The organism is Arthrobacter sp. WCS2018Hpa-7, assembly GCF_031843805.1.
Classification (GTDB): domain Bacteria; phylum Actinomycetota; class Actinomycetes; order Actinomycetales; family Micrococcaceae; genus Arthrobacter.
This window is the reverse complement of sequence record NZ_JAVTJB010000034.1, coordinates 1-20,655: the sequence shown is the minus strand read 5'-3', so window position 1 is coordinate 20,655 and position 20,655 is coordinate 1. Positions and strand designations below refer to the sequence as shown.

The 20,655-nt window shown below is 63.0% G+C and carries 15 protein-coding genes; 12 read left to right on the top strand and 3 right to left on the bottom strand.

Translation table 11 applies throughout. The features are described 5' to 3' along the window. Window positions 1–3: 3 nt before the first annotated feature. Window positions 4–1,233, bottom strand: a complete 1,230-nt coding sequence (locus RQH14_RS22145; protein ID WP_311215266.1) for a class I SAM-dependent methyltransferase — start codon at window positions 1,231–1,233, stop codon at window positions 4–6. 67 nt (window positions 1,234–1,300) lie between these two features. On the opposite strand from RQH14_RS22145, the gene RQH14_RS22140 reads away from it, so the two are divergent. The 5 genes from RQH14_RS22140 (at window position 1,301) to RQH14_RS22120 (ending at window position 7,070) form a co-directional block, all read left to right on the top strand. Then, window positions 1,301–1,663, top strand: a complete 363-nt coding sequence (locus RQH14_RS22140) for a hypothetical protein (protein ID WP_311215265.1) — start codon at window positions 1,301–1,303, stop codon at window positions 1,661–1,663. Window positions 1,664–1,856: 193 nt separating this feature from the next. Next, window positions 1,857–2,153 carry a co-chaperone GroES gene (groES, locus tag RQH14_RS22135; protein WP_011775524.1) on the top strand — a complete coding sequence of 99 codons (297 nt, stop codon included), beginning with the start codon at window positions 1,857–1,859 and terminating at the stop codon, window positions 2,151–2,153. Window positions 2,154–2,239: 86 nt separating this feature from the next. Then, on the top strand, window positions 2,240–3,853 hold the full coding sequence (groL, locus tag RQH14_RS22130; RefSeq protein ID WP_311215264.1) for a chaperonin GroEL: 1,614 nt from the start codon (window positions 2,240–2,242) through the stop codon (window positions 3,851–3,853). A gap of 177 nt (window positions 3,854–4,030) precedes the next feature. Further along, window positions 4,031–5,686 (top strand): response regulator transcription factor, encoded by a 1,656-nt coding sequence (locus tag RQH14_RS22125; protein ID WP_311215263.1) that lies wholly within the window; start codon window positions 4,031–4,033, stop codon window positions 5,684–5,686. A 238-nt stretch (window positions 5,687–5,924) separates the two neighbouring features. Next, window positions 5,925–7,070 (top strand): FAD-dependent oxidoreductase, encoded by a 1,146-nt coding sequence (locus RQH14_RS22120; protein ID WP_311215262.1) that lies wholly within the window; start codon window positions 5,925–5,927, stop codon window positions 7,068–7,070. On the opposite strand, the gene RQH14_RS22115 is transcribed toward RQH14_RS22120, so the two are convergent. Beyond that, window positions 6,983–7,960 carry a DUF389 domain-containing protein gene (locus RQH14_RS22115; RefSeq protein ID WP_311215261.1) on the bottom strand — a complete coding sequence of 326 codons (978 nt, stop codon included), beginning with the start codon at window positions 7,958–7,960 and terminating at the stop codon, window positions 6,983–6,985. The genes RQH14_RS22120 and RQH14_RS22115 overlap by 88 nt on opposite strands. A 228-nt stretch (window positions 7,961–8,188) precedes the next feature. Between RQH14_RS22115 and RQH14_RS22110 the strand changes: the two genes are divergently transcribed. The 4 genes from RQH14_RS22110 to RQH14_RS22095 all read left to right on the top strand — a co-directional run bounded on the left by RQH14_RS22110 (window position 8,189) and on the right by RQH14_RS22095 (window position 16,033). Next, window positions 8,189–10,246 carry an acyltransferase family protein gene (locus tag RQH14_RS22110; RefSeq protein WP_311215280.1) on the top strand — a complete coding sequence of 686 codons (2,058 nt, stop codon included), beginning with the start codon at window positions 8,189–8,191 and terminating at the stop codon, window positions 10,244–10,246. Continuing rightward, window positions 10,246–12,324 carry an acyltransferase family protein gene (locus RQH14_RS22105; RefSeq protein ID WP_396136345.1) on the top strand — a complete coding sequence of 693 codons (2,079 nt, stop codon included), beginning with the start codon at window positions 10,246–10,248 and terminating at the stop codon, window positions 12,322–12,324. Before RQH14_RS22110 ends, RQH14_RS22105 begins: the two co-directional genes overlap by 1 nt. A 200-nt stretch (window positions 12,325–12,524) precedes the next feature. Next, a complete protein-coding gene (gene guaB, locus RQH14_RS22100) occupies window positions 12,525–14,036 on the top strand; it encodes an IMP dehydrogenase (protein WP_311215259.1) in 1,512 nt (503 codons plus the stop codon). 104 nt (window positions 14,037–14,140) lie between these two features. Further along, window positions 14,141–16,033, top strand: a complete 1,893-nt coding sequence (locus RQH14_RS22095) for an ABC transporter ATP-binding protein (protein WP_311215258.1) — start codon at window positions 14,141–14,143, stop codon at window positions 16,031–16,033. Window positions 16,034–16,036: 3 nt separating this feature from the next. On the opposite strand, the gene RQH14_RS22090 is transcribed toward RQH14_RS22095, so the two are convergent. Continuing rightward, window positions 16,037–16,687, bottom strand: coding sequence for a hypothetical protein (locus RQH14_RS22090; RefSeq protein WP_311215257.1), 651 nt, complete (start codon window positions 16,685–16,687; stop codon window positions 16,037–16,039). Between the two features lie 247 nt (window positions 16,688–16,934). Between RQH14_RS22090 and RQH14_RS22085 the strand changes: the two genes are divergently transcribed. The 3 genes from RQH14_RS22085 to RQH14_RS22075 all read left to right on the top strand — a co-directional run bounded on the left by RQH14_RS22085 (window position 16,935) and on the right by RQH14_RS22075 (window position 20,536). Beyond that, the gene (locus RQH14_RS22085) at window positions 16,935–18,071 is read left to right on the top strand and encodes a GuaB3 family IMP dehydrogenase-related protein (protein ID WP_311215256.1); all 1,137 of its coding nucleotides are present in this window, start codon (window positions 16,935–16,937) and stop codon (window positions 18,069–18,071) included. A gap of 173 nt (window positions 18,072–18,244) precedes the next feature. After that, window positions 18,245–19,999, top strand: a complete 1,755-nt coding sequence (locus RQH14_RS22080; RefSeq protein ID WP_311215255.1) for a glycerol-3-phosphate dehydrogenase/oxidase — start codon at window positions 18,245–18,247, stop codon at window positions 19,997–19,999. A 48-nt stretch (window positions 20,000–20,047) separates the two neighbouring features. Then, window positions 20,048–20,536, top strand: a complete 489-nt coding sequence (locus RQH14_RS22075; RefSeq protein ID WP_311215254.1) for a PTS sugar transporter subunit IIA — start codon at window positions 20,048–20,050, stop codon at window positions 20,534–20,536. Window positions 20,537–20,655 lie beyond the last annotated feature (119 nt).

The following is a 20,655-nucleotide window of genomic DNA, read 5'->3' as shown; positions in this document are numbered from 1 at the left end:
GTGCTAGGCCGTGACCGGCTCCACCACAACAGCCACTCTTTCCTCGCCGATCCTGGTGAGGACCAGGGTGGCTGTTTTTGCATCCTTCCCCTTTGAGGGTTTGGCGGGAAGCAATTGCTTGCGCAGCTCTTCGGGAGTCACTGCCGTGCCGCGCTTCTTGATGTCCAGCACGGTGATCCCCTTGCTTTTCACCCAGGCTTTGAGGGCCTTGACGTTGTAGGGCATCACCTCAAGGACCTTGTAGGCACGGGCAAAAGGAGTGTCGTGCAGTTCCGGCGCGCAGATGTACGCGATGTGCTCGTCCACCAGATGCCCGCCCAGCCTTTCGGCGATGTCGGCCACCAGGCCTGCGCGGATGACCGCGCCGTCCGGTTCGTACAAGAAACCTTCAACAGGCCCGACGGCGGCTGCCGGACCGGCGTCGAAGTCCTCGCCGCTGGTGATTTCAGCGGCGCCCTGGCTGCCAATGACCAGGGCCGCCCGGCGCACGCCGGGGCGGGCCACGGCGTTGAACCACAGGGTCACTTCGGTGACGTCCCCGCCCACCGAGACCCATTGGGCCTCACAGCCGGAGGGAACGGAGTCATGGGGGATGCCGGGCCCCATTTTGACGCCGACGGCGCGCCCGGTAGCTGCCAGCTTCTCCACGAAGGACAAAGGAGGAGAGAAAGCCTCAGGGTCCCAAATCCGCTTGGTCCCCGACGTGGACGTCGTCCGGCGTGCAGGATCCAGCCACACGCCGTCGATCCCGTCCAGATCCACGGATGTGGCATCGGAGTGCACCACGGTGGCGTGCGGGAACGGGATGAGGTTGATGGTGGCGCAGGCAGCCGTGGTTTCATCCATCTCAACGGCGGTCACTGAGATGTCCATGGACGCCATCGCCATGGAATCGGCGCCGAGGCCACATCCGAGGTCGGCCACATGGGAAATGCCTGCCTTGGCGAAGCGTTCTGCGTGCCGGGCTGCAACGTTCAACCGTGTGGCCTGCTCCAAGCCTGCCTGGGTGAACAGCATCTGCCGGGCGAACTCGCCGAACTTCGCCTCGGCGCGGGTGCGCAGCCGTGATTGCGTCAGGACTGCTGCCACCAATTCGGCGGAGTGGCCGGCTTTGCGGAGATCAGCGTTGGTGCTGAAAGCGTCGGCCTCGCGGTAGGGCCCCAAGGAGGCCAGGAGTTCCCATCCTTCAGTGGTCAGCAAGGGTGCGATCTGTTCCTGCGGTGCGTGAGGCATGGAATCAAGCCTAACGGCGCGGCACTTGACAACGTGACGGGCGAATCAGCCCGATAGGGTTGTTTTCATGGAAGACACCGCAGCCCCGCAACCCTCCACCATGCTGAAGTTCGCGCGACCCGCCCTCATAGCGGGGGCCGTGATCGCTGTGGTCTGCGTCGGCTTGCTGATCATCATCTTCGCGTTGGATTCCTTCAACGCGGCCACCTATTCCGTCGCAGGCAAGAGCGTCAACGATGCCACCGACGAAGCGCGGGACATCCGCGAGCTCTACAGCGGCGCCCGCACCGGTGGGATTATCACCCTGGTGATTTCCGGCGTCGTTGCTGTTGCGGCCGCCGTACTCCTGTACCGGAACCGCGGCAATGCCCCGCTGGACGAGGAAGACGACGGCCAGGACTACGACCTCGATGACCTTACGGGCCGGTGACCGGCGTTCACCCATGACGAAATGCTGGCACTCACCTTGACCGAGTGCTAACGATTTACATAGAGTCTAGTTAGCACTCTCCCCTGGAGGGTGCTAATAAATGCCAAGCGTCTTCCGGCACCGCGACGGCGGATGTACGCTCCGGCACCCTAGTTCTTAGTCCATGAATCAGCTCATGAAAAGGAGAGTCCGAGTGTCGGTCTCGATTAAGCCTCTTGAGGATCGTATTGTTGTTCGCCCGCTCGAAGCAGAGCAGACCACGGCTTCCGGCCTGGTCATTCCGGACTCCGCACAGGAAAAGCCGCAGGAAGGCGAAGTTGTTGCAATCGGCCCCGGCCGCTTCGATGACAACGGCAACCGCGTACCGGTTGACGTAGCTGTTGGCGACGTCGTCATCTACTCCAAGTACGGTGGAACCGAAGTCAAGACCGGCGGCAACGAGTACCTCGTTCTGTCCGCCCGCGACGTCCTTGCGATCGTCGTAAAGTAACTTCCCGGAGCCCCGCACCGCCGTCGCGTTGGAAATCATTTCCGACCGTCAGCGGTGCGGGTTTTCTGTCTTGAAAGGACACAACCATGGCAAAGCAGCTTGCTTTTAACGATGCTGCCCGCCGGTCTCTTGAGGCCGGTATCGACAAGCTCGCCAACACTGTCAAGGTGACGCTTGGCCCGCGCGGCCGCAACGTCGTGCTGGACAAGAAGTGGGGCGCTCCCACGATCACCAACGATGGCGTCACCATCGCGCGTGAAGTTGAGCTTGACGACCCGTACGAGAACCTTGGCGCACAGCTGGCCAAGGAAGTAGCCACCAAGACCAACGACGTCGCAGGCGACGGAACCACCACGGCCACCGTGCTTGCACAGGCCCTGGTCAAGGAAGGCCTGCGCAACGTTGCCGCCGGCGCCGCTCCGGGCGAGATCAAGCGCGGCATCGAGGTTTCCGTTGAAGCCGTCGCAGCCCGCCTCCTGGAGAACGCCCGCGAAGTTGAAGGCACCCAGGTTGCCAGCGTCGCAGCCATCTCCGCGCAGAGCGACGAAGTCGGCGAGCTCCTCGCCGAAGCGTTCGGCAAGGTTGGCAAGGACGGTGTCATCACCATTGAAGAGTCCTCCACCACGCAGACCGAACTGGTCCTTACCGAAGGCATGCAGTTCGACAAGGGCTACCTGTCCCCGTACTTCGTCACCGACGCAGAGCGCCAGGAAGCCGTCCTCGAGGACGCCCTCATCCTGATCAACCAGGGCAAGATCTCCTCGCTGCAGGACTTCCTGCCGCTGTTGGAGAAGGCCCTGCAGGCCAACAAGCCGCTCTTCATCATTGCTGAAGACATCGAAGGCGAAGCCCTCTCGACGCTGATCGTCAACCGCATCCGCGGCACCCTCAACGTTGTTGCCGTCAAGGCTCCGGGCTTCGGCGACCGCCGCAAGGCCATGCTCCAGGACATCGCCACGCTCACGGGCGCCCAGGTTGTTTCCCCGGACCTTGGCCTGAGCCTGGACACCGTTGGCCTCGAGGTACTCGGTACCGCGCGCCGCATCACGGTGACCAAGGACAACACCACCATCGTTGACGGCGCCGGCACGGCTGAGGACGTGGCTGACCGCGTTGCACAGCTGCGTGCTGAGCTCACCCGGACGGACTCCGACTGGGACAAGGAAAAGCTGCAGGAACGCCTGGCCAAGCTGGCCGGCGGCATCGGCGTGATCAAGGTTGGCGCAGCCACCGAGGTTGAGCTGAAGGAAAAGAAGCACCGCATCGAGGACGCTGTTTCCTCCACGCGTGCAGCCCTCGAAGAAGGAATCGTTTCCGGTGGCGGTTCGGCTCTTATCCACGCTCTCAAGGCACTGGACGAGTCCCCGGCCGTCAAGGCGCTGGAAGGTGACGCAGCAGCTGCTGTGGGCATCGTCCGCCGCGCCCTGGTTCAGCCGCTGCGCTGGATCGCACAGAACGCCGGCTTCGACGGTTTCGTTGTCGTTGCCAAGGTGTCCGAGCTGGAAGCCAACCACGGCTTCAACGCCAAGTCCGGCGAGTACGAGGACCTGATCGCCGCTGGCGTGATCGACCCCGTCAAGGTCACCCGTTCGGCTCTCCGCAACGCCGCTTCCATCGCTGCCCTGGTTCTCACCACCGAGACCCTGGTTGTCGAGAAGCCGGCTGAGGACGAAGACGCACACGCAGGTCACAGCCACTAGCAGGCTGTTTCATTGGAGCCCCGGTCACGTTCGCGTGGCCGGGGCTTCGTGCGTCATGGAGACTGCCGGCAGGCATGCCTGCCCAAGCTATTGTGAGCGTTCGACGACGGCAGTAACCTGACGCTAAAAGCTGCGGCACGGGCATCACCCGGGCCGCCACCCACCCGCAGGTGAGCCATGACAGCTCCGGACACAGACTTGGACCTGGGACGCTCAGCATTTCACGAGCGCCGCTGGAACGATGCCCTGAATTGCCTCGTCCGCGCCGATTCCGAGGGCGGCCTGCCTCCCCAGGACATCGAGCTGGCCGCCTCCGTGGCGATGCTGCTTGGCTTGAACGCGCAGAGCGTGGAGTACCTCGCGCGAGCCCACGACGAATTCCTGACCATGGGGGATACAGACAGTGCGGCCCGCTGTGCCGCGTGGCTGGTTATGTTCCTGATGGACATGGGCGAGCATGCCCAGGGCAATGGCTGGTTGTCCCGCGCCAGGCACCTGCTGGACGGCATGGCCGGACCATGCGCCGCCGAAGGGTACCTGCTCATTCCCGCTGCCCTGGGCGCGCTTCGATCCGGCAACCCGGGGACGGGCCATGAAATGTTCAGCCGGGCCTTGGAACTGGGCCAGTCCTTCCATGACAAAGACCTTCAGGCGCTGGGGCAGCTCGGTGTAGGTACCTCACGTGTCTCCCTGGGAAACGTGGAGGACGGGCTCCAACTCCTGGACGAAGTCATGGTGTCGGTCACCTCGGGGGAGGTTTCGCCCATACCAGCGGGCATCATCTACTGTGCAGTCTTGGGCAGTTGCCGCCTCTCGCATGATGTAAGGCGTGCCCACGAGTGGACCTCAGCGTTGGAACGCTGGTGTGGTGAACGCCCGGACATGGTGATGTTCAGCGGACAATGCCAGGCGTACCGGGCCGAGCTGCTCATCCTGCATGGGGCATGGGACGAGGCACTCTCTGTGGCGCGCGCCGCCGAAGGCCGGGTCAGGAAGGGCGACCCCGACGCGACGTTCGGATCCTGGTACCAGCAAGGCGATGTACTGCGGCTGCAAGGATTCCTTGACGAAGCTGCGAAAGCCTACGCTACTGCGGCCGGGACAGGTTTTGAGCCAGTTCCCGGCATTGCCTTGCTTCAGTTGGCGCAGCACAGGGCGTCCCAGGCGCAAGCCACTATGCGGCGTGCCTTGGCAGAAGCAGACACGGCCAATCGTCGACGTTTGCTCCCCGCCGTCGTCGAGATTGAGCTCGCCTTGGGAGACGTGGCTGCGGCGAGGGCAGCTTTGGACGAATTATCCGGGCCACTGCACGCCGTATCCGGAGCCCTGCAGGCGGCCAGCCGTCCCCTGGAGTTGGCGCTCGCTTCGCACGCGGCGGCGCAGGTCTTGCTGGCCGAGGGTGACCCCACGGCTGCTCTCCGCGAATCTCGGGGAGCCTGGCGGATCTGGTACAGCCTGGAGGCGCCCTACCAGGCAGCCCGGTGCAGGGTGCTTGCCGGCCGTGCTTGCGCACTGCTGGGAGACCCGGATTCGGCCGCCATGGAGTTTGCCGCGGCCAAGGCCGACTTCGCGGATCTCGGGGCAACACCAGCGGTTGCGGACGTGCTGGAACTCGCCGGCGAAAAGCCCCACGGCCAGTCGTCGCTGACGGGCAGGGAAATGGAAGTCCTGCGGCTGGTGGCCGCTGGACATTCAAATCGGATCATCGCCCGGGAGCTGTACCTCAGCGAAAAGACCGTGGCACGCCACATAAGCAACATTTTGTCCAAGCTCGCGGTACCGTCCAGGTCAGCCGCAACCAGCTACGCCTTCGAACACGGCCTGATCCACTGAACCCTCTCTCACGTCCCGTGTGGTTCGGCCGGTCCCTCTATCACGTCCCGTGTGGTTTTGGCGGGTCCATCTCTCACATCCCATGTGGTTCGGCCGATCCCACTCTCACCTACTGCGCATAAATACCCATGCCGTGTGGATCCGAATGCGTCATTCTGCCGACGCGACGGGAGGGGTTGGGCTCATAGCTTGGCTGTATCAGGACCCCACAGAACCAAGAACGGAAGGACAACCAGCCATGGATTCGCAGCAGCACCCAGACCAGCAGCACACCGACCTGGACACCATCATCGTGGGAGGTGGCCAGGCCGGGCTCGCGCTCGCATACTGGCTGGCCAAGGAAGGCCGGGAGTTCCTCATTCTGGATCAGCATGGAAGGCCAGGGGATGCCTGGCGTCAACGCTGGGACTCCCTCAAACTGTTCACACCGGCCAAATATGACGGACTTCCGGGCTGGCCTTTCCCCGGAGACCGCCTTGCCTTCCCCACGAAAGATCAACTGGCCAACTATCTGGAGGACTATGTGCGTCGTTTCGACCTCCCGTTCGTGTCCAGTGTCCATGTTGAGGACATCAGATCCGAGGGGGAGGGGTTTGTTGTCGCGGCAGGGGACCGGCTCTGGCGCACGCGCAACGTGGTGATTGCTACCGGCGGGCACCATCTTCCGAAACGGCCCCCGTTCGCAGGAGAGCTGGATCCGGACATAGTCCAGCTGCATTCCCAGGACTACAAGAACCCGGGGCAGTTGAGGGAGGGAACAGTGCTGGTGGTAGGGCTTGGAAACTCGGGGGCGGAGATCGCCCTTGACGTTGGAGGGTCGCATTCCACCGTTCTTGCAGGGAAGCCAAGCGGCGAAATGCCTATGAAGCACGGCAGGGCAGCAGCTCGTTTCGCCTTGCCAGTAGTGAAGTTCCTGGGGGTCCGTGTTCTAACGCTCAACACGCCGATCGGACGCAAGGCCGCCCCGGGGTTCAAATCCATGGCGGCGCCGCTGATCCGGACCAAGACCAAGGACCTGGCCGCCGCGGGGGTGCAATTGGTTCCAAGGCTGGCGGGCGTTTCGGGAGGATTGCCGGTCCTGGACGATGGGACAAAGGTGGAGGCTGCGAACGTTATTTGGTGCACGGGGTATCACGAGGAGTACTCGTGGGTGAAACTGCCGGTCTTCGACGAACAGGGTGAACCGAGGCAGACCAGGGGAGTGGCAAACGATGTTCCCGGAGTGTTCTTCATCGGTCAGGAGTTCCTCTTCGCGGCAGCCTCGGCAACGCTTCCCGGGGTCTGCCGGGATGCCCGCTACCTGGCCCGCCGGTTGGCAACGGAGCGACGTCCGGAGCCGGAGGGTCGCCGGGCCAAGGAAACCCGCTTGCCGATGAGCCGGTAGAACAGTAAAACCGCAGCCGCAGCTGACACGATGCCCACCAGGTTGAGTGCCAGCTGCATCGCTGATCCGGCCGCTTTGCTGTATTCACCCAGAACCAAAGCAACGGCAACGTAGCCTGCAGCCGGAACAGTCGTGACGGAAATGAACACACCCACCAGCGCCGAGGAACGGTGGCTGATCATGGACAGCATTCCAGCCGCTCCAGCGAGTGCGGCCACTATCAGTGAGTACGGACCCGGGTGGTAGATGAACTCTACGGCTGATCCCCGCTCCAGCGTGTCGCCCGGAAACAATCCGAGCGGCACTGAGAGCCACGCTGCAACTGCCGTGACCAGCATGGCGAGCGGGAAACCGACGCCCAGCGCGAGCAACGAGGCACGTACCAACCGCCACTTCCGTTCCACCAGCCCCACTGCCAACGCGGCGAGCGGTCCGAACTCTGGTCCCACCACCATTGCGCCCACAATCGCGATCGTGGAATCGGTCACAATGCCGATCGCCGCCAACTGCGTTGCAATCACCAAAAATGCCAGGAAGCTCCATGTCAGTTTCGAGTCCTCGCCGGTTTGTCTGGACACCTCGTCCCAAATGACGGAATCGGCCGACTCACCGGGAGCGGATGCCTCGGCGTCGTCAGCGCGCTTGGACAAGACCAGGTCCGGTGACGATATGGAGATGGAGCCCAGGTCCGGGACCTTGAGGGCATGAAGCCGCTCGATCAGTTCTTCCGCGGATTCCCGGGCGATTTGAACGATGATGACATCGCCGGGTGGCACCACCGAAGCACCTTCGTGGACGGCTACCTCGGCGGCTCCGGTCTGGTCGGAGCAACACCTCACGACGGCGTCGGACATCTCTGCCGGTACGCAGAGGCGCAGCTGCACGATCATGGGTTTCCTTTCCTCCGGCCCGGCTCCAGCGTAGTTCCGTCACGTGCGCTTGGCCGTGATTCAAGCACAGGCCACGCACAGGCGGGACTGGGAAAATGCATAGCTGGGCCTGAACTAATTGACCCTCGGAAGCGGGTCCATCAGACGGTCCCGACTGGGTGGGGGCCACCAAACCGCGTATGATTGATGCTTTGTGCCACAGCTTTTGAGGAACTGCCTAACGTGACTATGCCAACGATCCCAGCCCCTGCCCGCGCCGGCAGGCGGTCTTCCGGACCCGTTGCAAAGTCGAAATTCCGTCCCGAGATCCAAGGTCTTAGGTCCCTCGCCGTCTTGATGGTGGTCAGTTACCACATCTGGATCGGACGGGTTTCCGGCGGCGTCGATGTGTTCCTCCTGATCTCTGCCTTCCTCATGACGCTGCAGTTCACCGGCCGGTATAAACAGGGCCGGCCCATGGACCTTTTGCGGCACTGGCTGCACCTGTTCCGGCGGCTGCTTCCCGCCGTCGTGGTGGTTCTGTTGGCCACGCTCGCGGCGACGTTTGCCTTCCTTCCGCCCACGCGGTGGGTAGAGGTGGTCCACCAGGCGTGGGCTTCACTGTTCTACTTCGAAAACTGGCTCCTGCAGGGCCTGGCGGTGAATTACTACGCAACCGACCACAGCCTCGCCAGTCCGCTCCAGCACTTCTGGTCCCTCTCCATCCAGGGCCAGGTGTTCATCCTTTGGCCCGTCATTTTCGCCACCGTCGCAGTTCTTTGCCGCCGGTTCAGCCTGAGGTACCGGGCGACTCTCGCCTACGTTTTCGCAATTATTTTTGTCCTCTCCCTCACCTACTCCGTCATCTTCACGGCCACCAACCAGGCGGTAGCGTACTTCGATACGTTTGCGCGCCTGTGGGAGTTCGCCTTGGGCACGTTGCTGGCGCTGATTCTTCCGGGGTTGAACTTCGCCAAACCCATCCGCGTCATCATGGGATGGATCGGCGTGGCCGCCATGCTCAGCTGCGGCGTCCTGCTGCAGGTGCAGACGGCATTCCCCGGGTTTGTTGCTCTGTGGCCCACGCTGGCCGCTGTTGCCGTGATTGCCGCGGGCCAGACCGGGAGCCGTTTGGGCGTGGACAGGATCCTGAGTTCAAAATTCCTGGTCCGGCTGGGTGACAACTCCTATGCCCTTTACTTGTGGCACTGGCCCATCCTGGTGATCGCCCTGGCGTGGAGCGGCAAGGACCATGCAGGTTGGCTGTCTGGAACGGTCATCATCGCACTGTCGCTGGTGCTGGCGTTCCTGACCACCAAGTATGTGGAGAAGCCGTTCCGGGAATGGAAGTGGCCCGAGGTCAAGCGCCGCCGTTCGGCCATCGCCATCGCAGCCTGCCTTGCCGTGGCGTGCGCGCCGCTCTTGGGTTTCCAATACAAGCAGGACCTGGACCTCAAAGCAGCTCAGGCCCAAGCGTTCAACGACAACCCCGGTGCCCACGCGCTGGTCCCTGGGTACGTGGACCTGGTCAGCGATGGCGCCAAGACGCTGCCCACCGCTGAGCAACTCCCGGAAGACTGGGCAACGTTGTCGGGTCCGTGCGAGGGCGATGCCAAACCGGAGGACAAGCAGCTGCAGGACAAGTGCCAGCAGAACGGCGTGGGGGAGGACGCCGACAGGGAAATCCTGGTGTTGGGCGACTCCCACTCCCAGCAGTGGCTGGCCGCGCTGGGCCCGCTGGCCGAAGCGGAACATTGGAAGGTGACTGCCCTTTTGCTGGGCGGATGCCATTTCATGCCGGAGAACCCGGACGCCGATTCCGGCTGCAACGACTTCAACGCGGCCGCTTTCCGCTACGCAGCCGAGAAGGCGCCGGACACTGTCTTCATGGTGGGAACCATGGCGTCCCCGTCGTCACCGGATGAGCAGTTGGTGTACGGCTTTGAACAGACGGTGACCAACCTCAACGACCTCGGCATCGAGGTGGTGGCCATCCGCGATAACCCCCGCTATGACTACAACGTCACCGAATGTGCGTTGTCCAAAGGCGTGGACAGCGCTGATTGCAAGTCCGACCAGCCCGAGGTCCTTGCCGCGGAAAGCCCCTTCGCAGCCGTGCAGGGAACGTTCGGCAACGCAGCCTTCCTGGACATGACCGACCTCCTCTGCGACGGCATCACCTGCCCCAGCGTGGTAGGAAACGTGTTCGTGTATCTGGACGATAACCACCTGTCCAGGACATATGTGACCAGCATGGCCGAGATGTTTGAAGAAAGGTGGTTTGCCGCGACCGGGTGGCAGCGATGATGGACGCACCTACAGCAGTGACGGCACCTGGCCGGGAGAAACGCACGACGGCGAAGCCCGGCTTCCGCCCGGAGGTCCAAGGCCTGCGCGCCCTGGCTGTGCTGATGGTGGCCGCCTACCATATTTGGCTTGGCCGGGTCTCCGGCGGGGTTGACGTCTTCCTGCTCATTTCGGCATTCCTGCTGACCTTGTCCTTCACACGCAAACTCGAGAACGGGAAGCCACTGAGGCTCCTGCGGCACTGGCTGCATGTCTTCAAGCGGCTGCTGCCCGCCGTCGTCGTGGTCTTGTTGGGGGTCCTGACCGCCACGTGGGCCTTCATCCCGCAGAGCCGGTGGCCGGATGTCCTTGCGGAGGCGTGGGCATCGCTGCTCTACCGGCAGAACTGGCAGCTGGCAGACACTGCCGTGGACTACTACGCCCAGGACCATTCGGGAGCGAGCCCGCTCCAGCATTTCTGGTCACTGTCCGTCCAAGGCCAGGTGTTCATCCTGTGGCCCTTGGTCTTCGCCGCTGTTGCCTTGCTGCAGCCGCAGGTGGCCAAGCTCTTCCCGGACCGGAAGGCAGTAACCCACCGGACGCTCCTCTTCGTGGCCTTCGGGGCCGTCTTCGTGGCATCTCTGGTGTACTCCATCGATCAGACCACCAACAACCAGGCCGTGGCGTACTTTGATACCCGTGCCCGCCTCTGGGAGTTCGCGTTGGGCTCTTTGCTCGCCCTCGCTCTTCCGTACCTGAAGCCCGGACGCCGAGTCCGCGTATTCCTGGGGTGGGCCGGTATTACCGCCATGCTCGCCTGCGGACTGGTCCTCACCGTGGACCGATCCTTCCCGGGCTTTGTCGCGCTCTGGCCGACGCTCGCTGCCGCGGCGGTCATCATCGCCGGGCAGAGCACCAGCCGTTTCGGCGTGGACCGCATCCTGAGCTCGCGGCCGCTGGTGGTGGTGGGGGATAACTCCTACGCTCTTTACTTGTGGCACTGGCCCGTCCTGGTGTTCTTCCTGTTGGTCTCCGGGACCACCACGCCCAACCTCCTTCAAGGGTTGGGGATCATGGCCTTCTCCATGCTGCTGGCCGTTGCCACCACCAAATACGTGGAAGTTCCCATGCGCCGCTGGAAGTGGCCGGACGTGCGGTCCTGGCGTGCCGCCGTCGTGGTTGCCGCTTGCGGTGCGTTGCTGGCGCTCCCCGTGACTGTTTGGCAGGGGGCCATCGCATCTGAAAGCGCGGCGATCGCCGGCCAGCCCAAGGAACTGACTCCGGGAGCAGCCGCGTTGTCCCCGGAGTTCGTTGGTGAACCTACCCAGGAAGCAATGATCATCCCGGCGCCTGCCGCGATGAAGGACGAATGGGCCGACATTGACGGCCTGTGCACTGGCGACAACGTGCCCTCGGACCCTTTGCTGGAGGGCTGCCTCCAAAACGATGAACCCGAGGAAGTCACCAAGGAGATCGTGGTGCTCGGTGATTCGCATGCCCAGCAGTACATGGCTGCGCTGGGCCCCATCGCCAAGCAGCACGGGTGGGAAGTGGTGACGCTCTTGAAGGGCAGTTGCCGGTTCGGCGCCGAGTCCCCTGAACGGACCGATGAATGCAACGATTTCAACAAGGCAAGTGCTGCCTACGTCATGGAGCACCAGCCGGATGCCGTCTTCACGGTAGCGTCGCTGACCCACGCCACAGCGCCCTTTGAGACCGAAGTGCCCGGCTACCTTGAAGGCATCCAGCCGTTCACGGATGCAGGCATGGACGTTGTTGGCGTCCGCGACAACCCCCGCTTCAGCATCAATATGCCGGAGTGCGTGCAGAAAAAGGGCCCTGATTCGCCGGACTGCAACGCCCCGCTGGAGGAGTCCCTGGCCGCGTCGTCGCCGCTGGACGACTACGTGGGCAAAGTGGACCGGCTCTACTTGATGGATATGAGCGACTTCATCTGCGAACAGGGCACCTGTCCGGCAGTAGTGGGCAACGTCTACGTCTACAAGGACGACAACCACCTCACCAAGACTTACGTGCAGAGCATGATCCCCATGTTCGAGGAGCGGCTCCTTGCCGCCACCGGTTGGTCCGGCGGCTAAGTCCAGTGCCGTTGCTCACACTCAGGCCTCGCGGAATATGGTGATCGGCGCGAAGGTTCTAGTATTTATCCAATACCTTCTGCACAGGTAATTTCTGTACAGGTACCTTATGCACAGGCCAGTCCCGTAATGACGGGCTGGTCATCAGTTGCAACCCCTACCAGTTAAGCCCCCGGAACCCAGGTAAGAGGCGCACACTCATGACCCAGCCCGAACACGATCCCTTTGGCTTTGTTGGCCTGACGTACGACGACGTCCTGTTGCTCCCGGGCCACACCGACGTCATCCCGTCCGACGCCGACACGTCCTCCCGCATCTCCAAGCGCATCTCCGTGCAGACGCCGTTGCTGTCCGCGGCAATGGACACTGTTACAGAGTCCCGCATGGCCATCGCCATGGCGCGCCAGGGCGGTCTGGGCGTTGTCCACCGCAACCTGTCCATCGACGACCAGGCCGAGCATGTGGACCGCGTCAAGCGCAGCGAATCGGGCATGATCACCAACCCGCTGACCATTGGGCCGCAGGCCACCCTGCAGGAGCTGGATGAGCTGTGTTCCCGCTACCGTGTGTCCGGCCTCCCCGTGGTGGACACCGACGGACGCCTGCTGGGCATTGTCACGAACCGCGACACCCGCTTCATTCCGGAATCGGAATTCCCGCTCCGCAGCGTCAGCGACGCCATGACCAAGATGCCCCTCATCACCGGGCACGTGGGCATCAGCCGCGAGGAAGCCTCGCACAAGCTCGCCACCAACAAAATCGAGAAGCTTCCCCTGGTGGACGAACAGGGCCGCCTTAAGGGCCTCATCACCACCAAGGACTTCACCAAGGCAGAGCAATACCCGCTGGCCACCAAGGACGACGAAGGCCGCCTGCGCGTGGGTGCCGCCATCGGCTTCTTCGGCGATGGCTGGGAGCGCGCAATGAAGCTGATCGACGCCGGCGTGGATGCGCTGTTCGTGGACACCGCCAACGGCCACTCGCAAGGCGTGCTGGACATGATCCGGCGCCTCAAGTCGGACCCGATTGCCGCCCACGTGGACATCATCGGCGGCCAGGCCGCCACCCGCGAAGGTGCCCAGGCGCTGATCGACGCCGGTGCCGATGGCATCAAGGTAGGCGTGGGTCCGGGCTCCATCTGCACCACCCGCGTGGTTGCCGGTGTTGGTGTTCCGCAGATCACGGCCATCTACGAATCAGCCAAGGCTGCCATCCCGGCAGGTGTTCCGCTGATTGCCGACGGCGGCCTTCAGTACTCGGGCGACATCGGCAAGGCGCTGGTTGCCGGTGCCGACACCGTGATGCTCGGATCCCTCCTGGCAGGCTGCGAGGAATCCCCGGGCGATCTCATTTTCGTCAACGGCAAACAGTTCAAGAGCTACCGTGGCATGGGCTCCTTGGGCGCCATGCAGTCCCGTGGCAAGAACACCTCCTACTCCAAGGACCGCTACTTCCAGGCTGACGTCTCCGGCGATGACAAGCTCATCCCTGAAGGCATCGAAGGCCGGGTGGCCTTCCGCGGACCGCTGGCTTCGGTGGCCTACCAGTTGGTGGGCGGCCTCCGCCAGACCATGTTCTACACGGGCGCACCGACCATCCCCGAGTTGAAGGCGCGCGGCAAGTTCGTCCGTATCACACCGGCAGGCTTGAAGGAATCGCACCCCCACGACATCCAGATGACGGTGGAAGCACCCAACTACGGTTCACGCTGATCCATCACCTGTAACAACAGTTGTTCCCCGCGGAGGCATCTCCGCGGGGAACAACTGTTTAACCGCCGTGCAGAAATGTCGGCGCATGAGAATAGGCTGGGGTCATGTCTGAAAAGCCCGCGCAACCGCGGCATCCGGAGTCCATCCGGTTGAACCCAACCCAACCGGGGACGACGCCGCCCCGGAAGTTGGCGCTGCGGCCGTACGCACGCGCCGTCGGGCAGGTCCTGAAGGTGAGCTTCAAAGCATCACCCGTTGCGGTGATCATGAAGGTGCTTGGCTCGTTGATCTCCGCCACGCTTCCGTTGGTCACCACGTATTTTGCGGCCCTGACCACGACGGCCCTGGCAGCCGGGTATGCGGGGGATCCCAACGCCGGTCCCCAAGCCATCCTGTACGTCATCATCACTGCGGCACTGGGGTTGTTCTGGGGTGCCTTCAGCAGTGTTGACCGCTACATCCAACAGCTCATGAGCTTTAAGGTGGGCGCGATCGTGGGCGACATGATGTACCAACGATTCCTGGCGCTGGAGTTCTGGCGTTATGACGACAAAGAAACGGTGGACCTTTACGACCGCGCCAAGCGGTTCTCGGACTCGTACGCCCGCGTACTGGACAGGATTGCCGCAATCTTCACCCAGCTGGTCTCCGTGATCCTCGCCATCGGTGCGTTGGTCCTGGTCAGCTGGTGGATCGCCGTCATTGTCCTGGTGGCGATTGTGCCCAGTGTGTACCTGCAGTTCAAACTGTCACGCGAGCAAATCGCGCATTGGAACACCCAGGTGGATTCGCGGCGTCAACGCCGAATGATTGAACAGAACCTGCTGAGGCCCCAACATATTGCTGAGATGCGGCTCTACGGAATCGTGGGCTACCTCATGGACCTCCGGTCACGGCTCCGGGATGCTGACGAACGGCGGCGCCTGGACTTTCAAAAACGCTACATTCCCAAACAGCTGGTTGCGGACTCACTCCAATATGGCGCCGAGGTGGTGTCCTTGATTTGGGTCGTTGGGCAGATCATCGCCAGGGCACAGCCGGTGGGGCAGTTCCTCTATGTGCAGCAGATCGTCAGCCGGGCCCTGTCCACAGCCAACAACCTCGTATCTTCCCTGAGCTCCATTGACGAGGACCTCGCCAACCTCAAGGACTATGAGTTGTTCATGGCCTTGCCGGTTCCCAGTGGCAACGAACAGCCGCTGGTTTCGTCGCCCGGCACCGTGGAACTGCGGGATATCCGGTTCAGTTATACCGGAAGCGACGTTGAGGTCATCAAGGGTATTTCCATGACCATCCGGGCTGGCCAGCACATTGCCATTGTTGGCGAGAATGGTGCAGGCAAGTCCACGCTGATCCGCATCCTGGCAGGCCTGTACCGTCCTGATTCGGGCCAGGTACTCCTGGACGGGGTGGACCTTGCCGGGATTGATGTCACCAGCTGGCACCGGCACTTGGCCGTGCTGAGCCAGGAGTTCCTGAAGTACGAGTTCGCAACGGCCGCAGAGAACATCTACTTGGGCGATGTGGACCAACCACGCAATGACGACCGCATCCGGCGGGCAGCCTCGGACGCAGAAGCCATGGAATTCATCAATAAACTGCCCAATGGGTTGGAAAACCATGTGAGCAACTGGATGGAGGACCCCCGCGGGCGCAAGGGCAGCGGCCTGTCCGGAGGCCAATGGCAGCGACTGGCCATGGCACGCAACTTCTACCGCGACGCCTCATTCATGGTCATGGACGAGCCGACGTCGGCTATCGACGCTTTGGCAGAGCACCGCATCTTCACACGGCTCTTCGCTGACCGGAGCAGCACAATCATCGCCATCAGCCACCGCCTTGCCACCATCGAGAAGGCAGACATCGTGTACATGCTGGAAGACGGCCGAATCGCGGAGCAGGGGACCCACAAGGAATTGGTGGCACTAAGGGGTCGCTACTTCCGGATGTTCGAATCCCAGCTCTCCGTGGACGAGACCAGCCAGAACACGCCCTGATACCTAAAGCGGCCCGTATCCGGCATCGCCATACGGGTCACGCCAGGTGGCGAGGTCCTGTTCCAGAAGCGCCCTGAAGCGAGGATCATTCACAGCCTTGCTCCGAAGTGATTCCCGGGAACGGCCCAAGATGGTGGCCGGGACGATGATCGCGGCCACCAGAAGACAGATGACAAACGCCAGGACCGCGACCAACGTCAGCAGAAGGGCGGGATCCTGCCAGGTCGATGGCTTGGCGGTAAATGCGAACACCCCGATGAAAGCGGTCAGGATGAACCCCACGAAGCCAAGCGCACCCCGCAAGCTGCCGGGCCCACGATTGACGGGTGACCGGTCTGTTTGAGGCAGCCGGTCCCGCACCTTTGCATAGAAAATGCAGCAGAGTACGGCGATTGCTGCCCCGGGAAGGCCGAAGGCGGGAACCGGGGCGAACGTGCCAAGCCGGATGGCCAGGAGCGGGCCCAAGAGGATCAGGACTGCGCCCATCCCGATTCCGGCGGCCCAGGCGCCCATGTAGGAACCGCGTGCGGAGGCGATTTCCCGCAGGCGCGAGCGTGCGCCGCTCGGAGAAACGGCGGCGAGTTCCGCCGAAAGCCAATAGTCCAAAGGGCGGGCAGGTTGGGGGAGAGGCGCGGGGCCTGTCTGGTAGCTCACCCGGGGTACGGCTCCAGGTCTGCGCGTACAGGGGAGCCGAGGGCAATGAGCTCATGTTCGTTGACAGGTAACGCTTGGATTTCTTTCTGCGCGGTCATTTCTGCCTTCTTTTAGCGGTTCTGCGTCCAGTTTACGAAGTGCCGCGATCCTGTGAGCCGTCCTTGGGGTCATTTCCCACACTGTGTGACGTGTTCACTTTATTGGTGTCGAATCGGGGTTCCGGGAGGGGTCCAGTAAAGTAAGAGCCGTGACTTATGAGATTGAGATTGGCCGTGGCAAGCGTGGGCGTCGTGCCTACTCCCTGGATGACATCGCGATCGTCCCGAACCGCCGGACGCGTGACCCGAAGGACGTCTCTGTCTCCTGGCAGATCGACGCCTACAAGTTCGACACCCCGGTGATCGCTGCCCCCATGGACTCCGTGATGTCCCCGGACACAGCCATCGCATTCGGCCGCCTCGGTGGCCTGGGCGTCCTGGACCTCGAAGGTCTCTGGACCCGCTACGAAGACCCGCAGAAGGTGCTCGACGAGATCGCCGACCTGGCGGACGAGACCAGCAGCCCGGCCGTTACCCGGCGCATGCAGGACCTCTACCAGACACCCATCCAGCCGGAACTCATCAGCTCCCGCCTCGCCGAAATCCGTGCCGCAGGAGTCACGGTGGCAGGGTCCCTGACCCCGCAGCGCACCCAGGAGCACTACAAGACTGTGGTGGCTGCCGGCGTCGACATCTTTGTTATCCGTGGCACTACGGTTTCGGCTGAGCACGTCTCCAAGAACCACGAGCCACTGAACCTCAAGCAGTTCATCTACGAACTCGATGTCCCCGTGATTGTGGGCGGAGCAGCCGGCTACACGCCTGCCCTGCACCTCATGCGTACCGGTGCGGCCGGCGTCCTGGTGGGCTTCGGCGGCGGCGCTACCACCACCACCCGCCGCGCCCTGGGCATCCACTCGCCCATGGCCTCGGCGATTTCCGATGTCGCTGCGGCGCGCCGCGATTACATGGACGAGTCGGGCGGCCGGTACGTCCACGTCATTGCCGACGGCGGCATGGGCAGCTCGGGTGACATCGTCAAGGCCATCGCCATGGGCGCCGACGCCGTCATGCTTGGCAGCGCATTGGCCCGTGCTGAAGAGGCGCCGGGCCGCGGCTGGCACTGGGGTCCGGAAGCACACCACCTTGAATCACCCCGGGGCGACCGCGTCAACGTCGGTACTGTCGGTCCGCTGGAAGAGGTCCTCTTCGGACCCGGCCACCATACCGATGGCACGTCCAACCTGATCGGTGCGCTGCGCCGTTCAATGGCAACAACCGGCTACTCGGACCTCAAGGAGTTCCAGCGGGTCGACGTCGTTGTCTCGCCTTACGCAGGCAACTGACAACTGCGCGCTCAAAGCCCCCTGTTGGCTGCCGATTCCTCTCGGCGCCAACGGGGGCTTTCTTCGTTCGGGGGCAATTCCCGCTTCATGGCTGCCCGCCTTGGCCCTGCCCAATGCGGCGGGCAGCAAGTAGGGTAGGGGACTACCAGCTGTTGCGTTTGAGGAGGGGTCCGATGAGCAATGTCGCAGGCGGTCCACAGGCGAGTTCTCCGGGAGCTTTGAGCCCGGAATCCCGTGCCGCATCGATCGAAGTCCTGAAAGCCACCGGCGAACCTGGCAAGGAGCTCGACATCCTGATTGTTGGTGGCGGCGTGGTGGGGGCCGGAGCCGCCCTGGACGCCGTGACCCGCGGCCTGACAGTGGCCATTGTCGAGGCCCGGGACTGGGCGTCCGGTACCTCATCGAGGTCCTCCAAGCTCATCCACGGAGGTCTCCGATACCTGGAGATGCTCGATTTCGGCCTAGTCCAAGAGGCTCTCCAAGAACGGGGACTGCTGATCCAGCAGATCGCCCCCCACTTGGTTCGCCCCGTGCCCTTCCTGTATCCACTGACGCGCAGGTTCTGGGAACGTCCCTACGTCGGTGCGGGAATCATGCTTTACGACACGTTGGGCCTGACCTCCGGGCACAGCCGCGGCGTTCCCATGCACAAGCACCTCTTCAAGCGTGGCACCCTGCGCGCGGCTCCCAGCCTGAAGGATGACGCGTTCGTGGGGTCCATCCGCTACTACGACGCACAGGTGGACGATGCCCGCCTGGTGGTCAACGTGGTCAGGACCGCTGCCCATTACGGCGCTCATGCGGCCAACCGGCTTCGGGTGGTGGACTTCCTTCGCGAGGGGGAACGCGTGGTGGGGGCAAAGCTTGAAAACCAGGAAGATGGCAGCGTTTTTGACGTTCGGGCCAAGCAAGTGGTCAATGCAACGGGAGTCTGGACGGACGAAACGCAGGCCATGGTTACGGATCGCGGCCAACTCAAAGTCCGCGCGTCCAAAGGCATCCACTTGGTGGTGCCGCGCGACCGCTTCCAATCAACAGTGGGCCTGATCCTCCGTACGGAAAAATCGGTGCTTTTTGTCATCCCCTGGGGCCGTCATTGGATCATCGGCACCACGGATACCGACTGGACGCTGGACAAGGCGCATCCGGCTGCCTCCAGCAAGGACATCGATTACGTCCTGGAGCACGTCAATAAGGTCCTCAAGCGTCCCCTGACCCGTGAGGACGTGGAAGGCGTCTACGCCGGCCTCCGGCCTTTGTTGGCCGGCGAGAACGACTCCACGGCCAAGCTCTCGCGCGAGCACGTGGTGGCACATCCCGTTCCCGGGCTTGTGGTGGTCGCCGGTGGAAAATACACCACTTACCGGGTCATGGCCAAGGACGCCGTGGACGAGGCCACCAGGGCCATGGACGAGCGAGTTCCCTCAAGCTGCACCGAGACCATTCCACTGCTGGGAGCGGAAGGTTTCAAGGCCGCCTGGAACCGGCGCGGGCGTTCTGCTGAAGAAGCCGGCGTCCACGTCGCCCGGGTTGAGCACCTGCTGAACCGCTTCGGGTCCATGACTCCCGAAGTGCTGGAGCTGATCTCCCAACGACCGGAACTGGGGGAGCCACTGCCGGGTGCCGATGATTACCTTGCCGCGGAAGTCGTCTACGCGACAACCCACGAGGGTGCCCGCCATGTCCATGACGTTTTGACGCGTCGAACCCGGATCTCGATCGAATCGTGGGACCGGGGTGTGGCAGCCCTCCCGGTAGTAGCTAAGCTGATGGGAGAAATCCTTGGCTGGAGCGAGAATCAGCGCGAGAGCGAGATCAAGCACTACCTGGCACGCGTGGAAGCTGAACGGCTCAGTCAGCAGCAGCCTGACGACGAATCGGCAGATGCCGCGCGCATGGGAGTGGATGACATCGTTCCCCTTCGCTGACCGGCTCAGGAAAATGCGGCCGGAAGGCCACACTGGAGGGAACACGACTTGGCTGAACCACTTGACCGGTATGACGCGGAACTGACCACCCCGGACACCGTCATCCTTGAACTCGTCGCAGAGGACAAGATCGACGCCGCTGCCCAACTGGCCCATAAGCTCCACGCTGCCGGCAGGATCAGCAACCTTGAAGGCTTCCTGGAGCAGGTGCACTCACGGGAGCACCAGCTGGCCACAGGACTTCCCGGCGGCATCGGCCTTCCGCATGCGCGCAGCGAGTTCGTGGACAGGATTTCCATCGCGGTAGGTGTGACCAAGTTCGGCCACGCCTTGGATTTCGGAGCAACCGACGGCCCCGCGACGTTGATCCTCCTCATCGCCACGCCTGCCAGTTCCTTTTCCGACCACCTCGAGGTTCTGGCCACCTTGGCGCGTTCGTTGTCCAAGGAGTCCTTCCGCGAGTCCCTCCGGCGGGCGCACGATCCCGAGGTCATCTCCGAACTCATCAACTCCAGCCTGGTGTTCTTCGACCACTAAAGATTGGGGCAGGCCCTTTCGTGTCGACTTCGTCGCCACGTAGGGACCCGGCTGCCCCACTCTGGGGGCAGGCCCTTTCGTGTCGACTTCGTCGCCACGTAGGGACCCGGCTGCCCCAC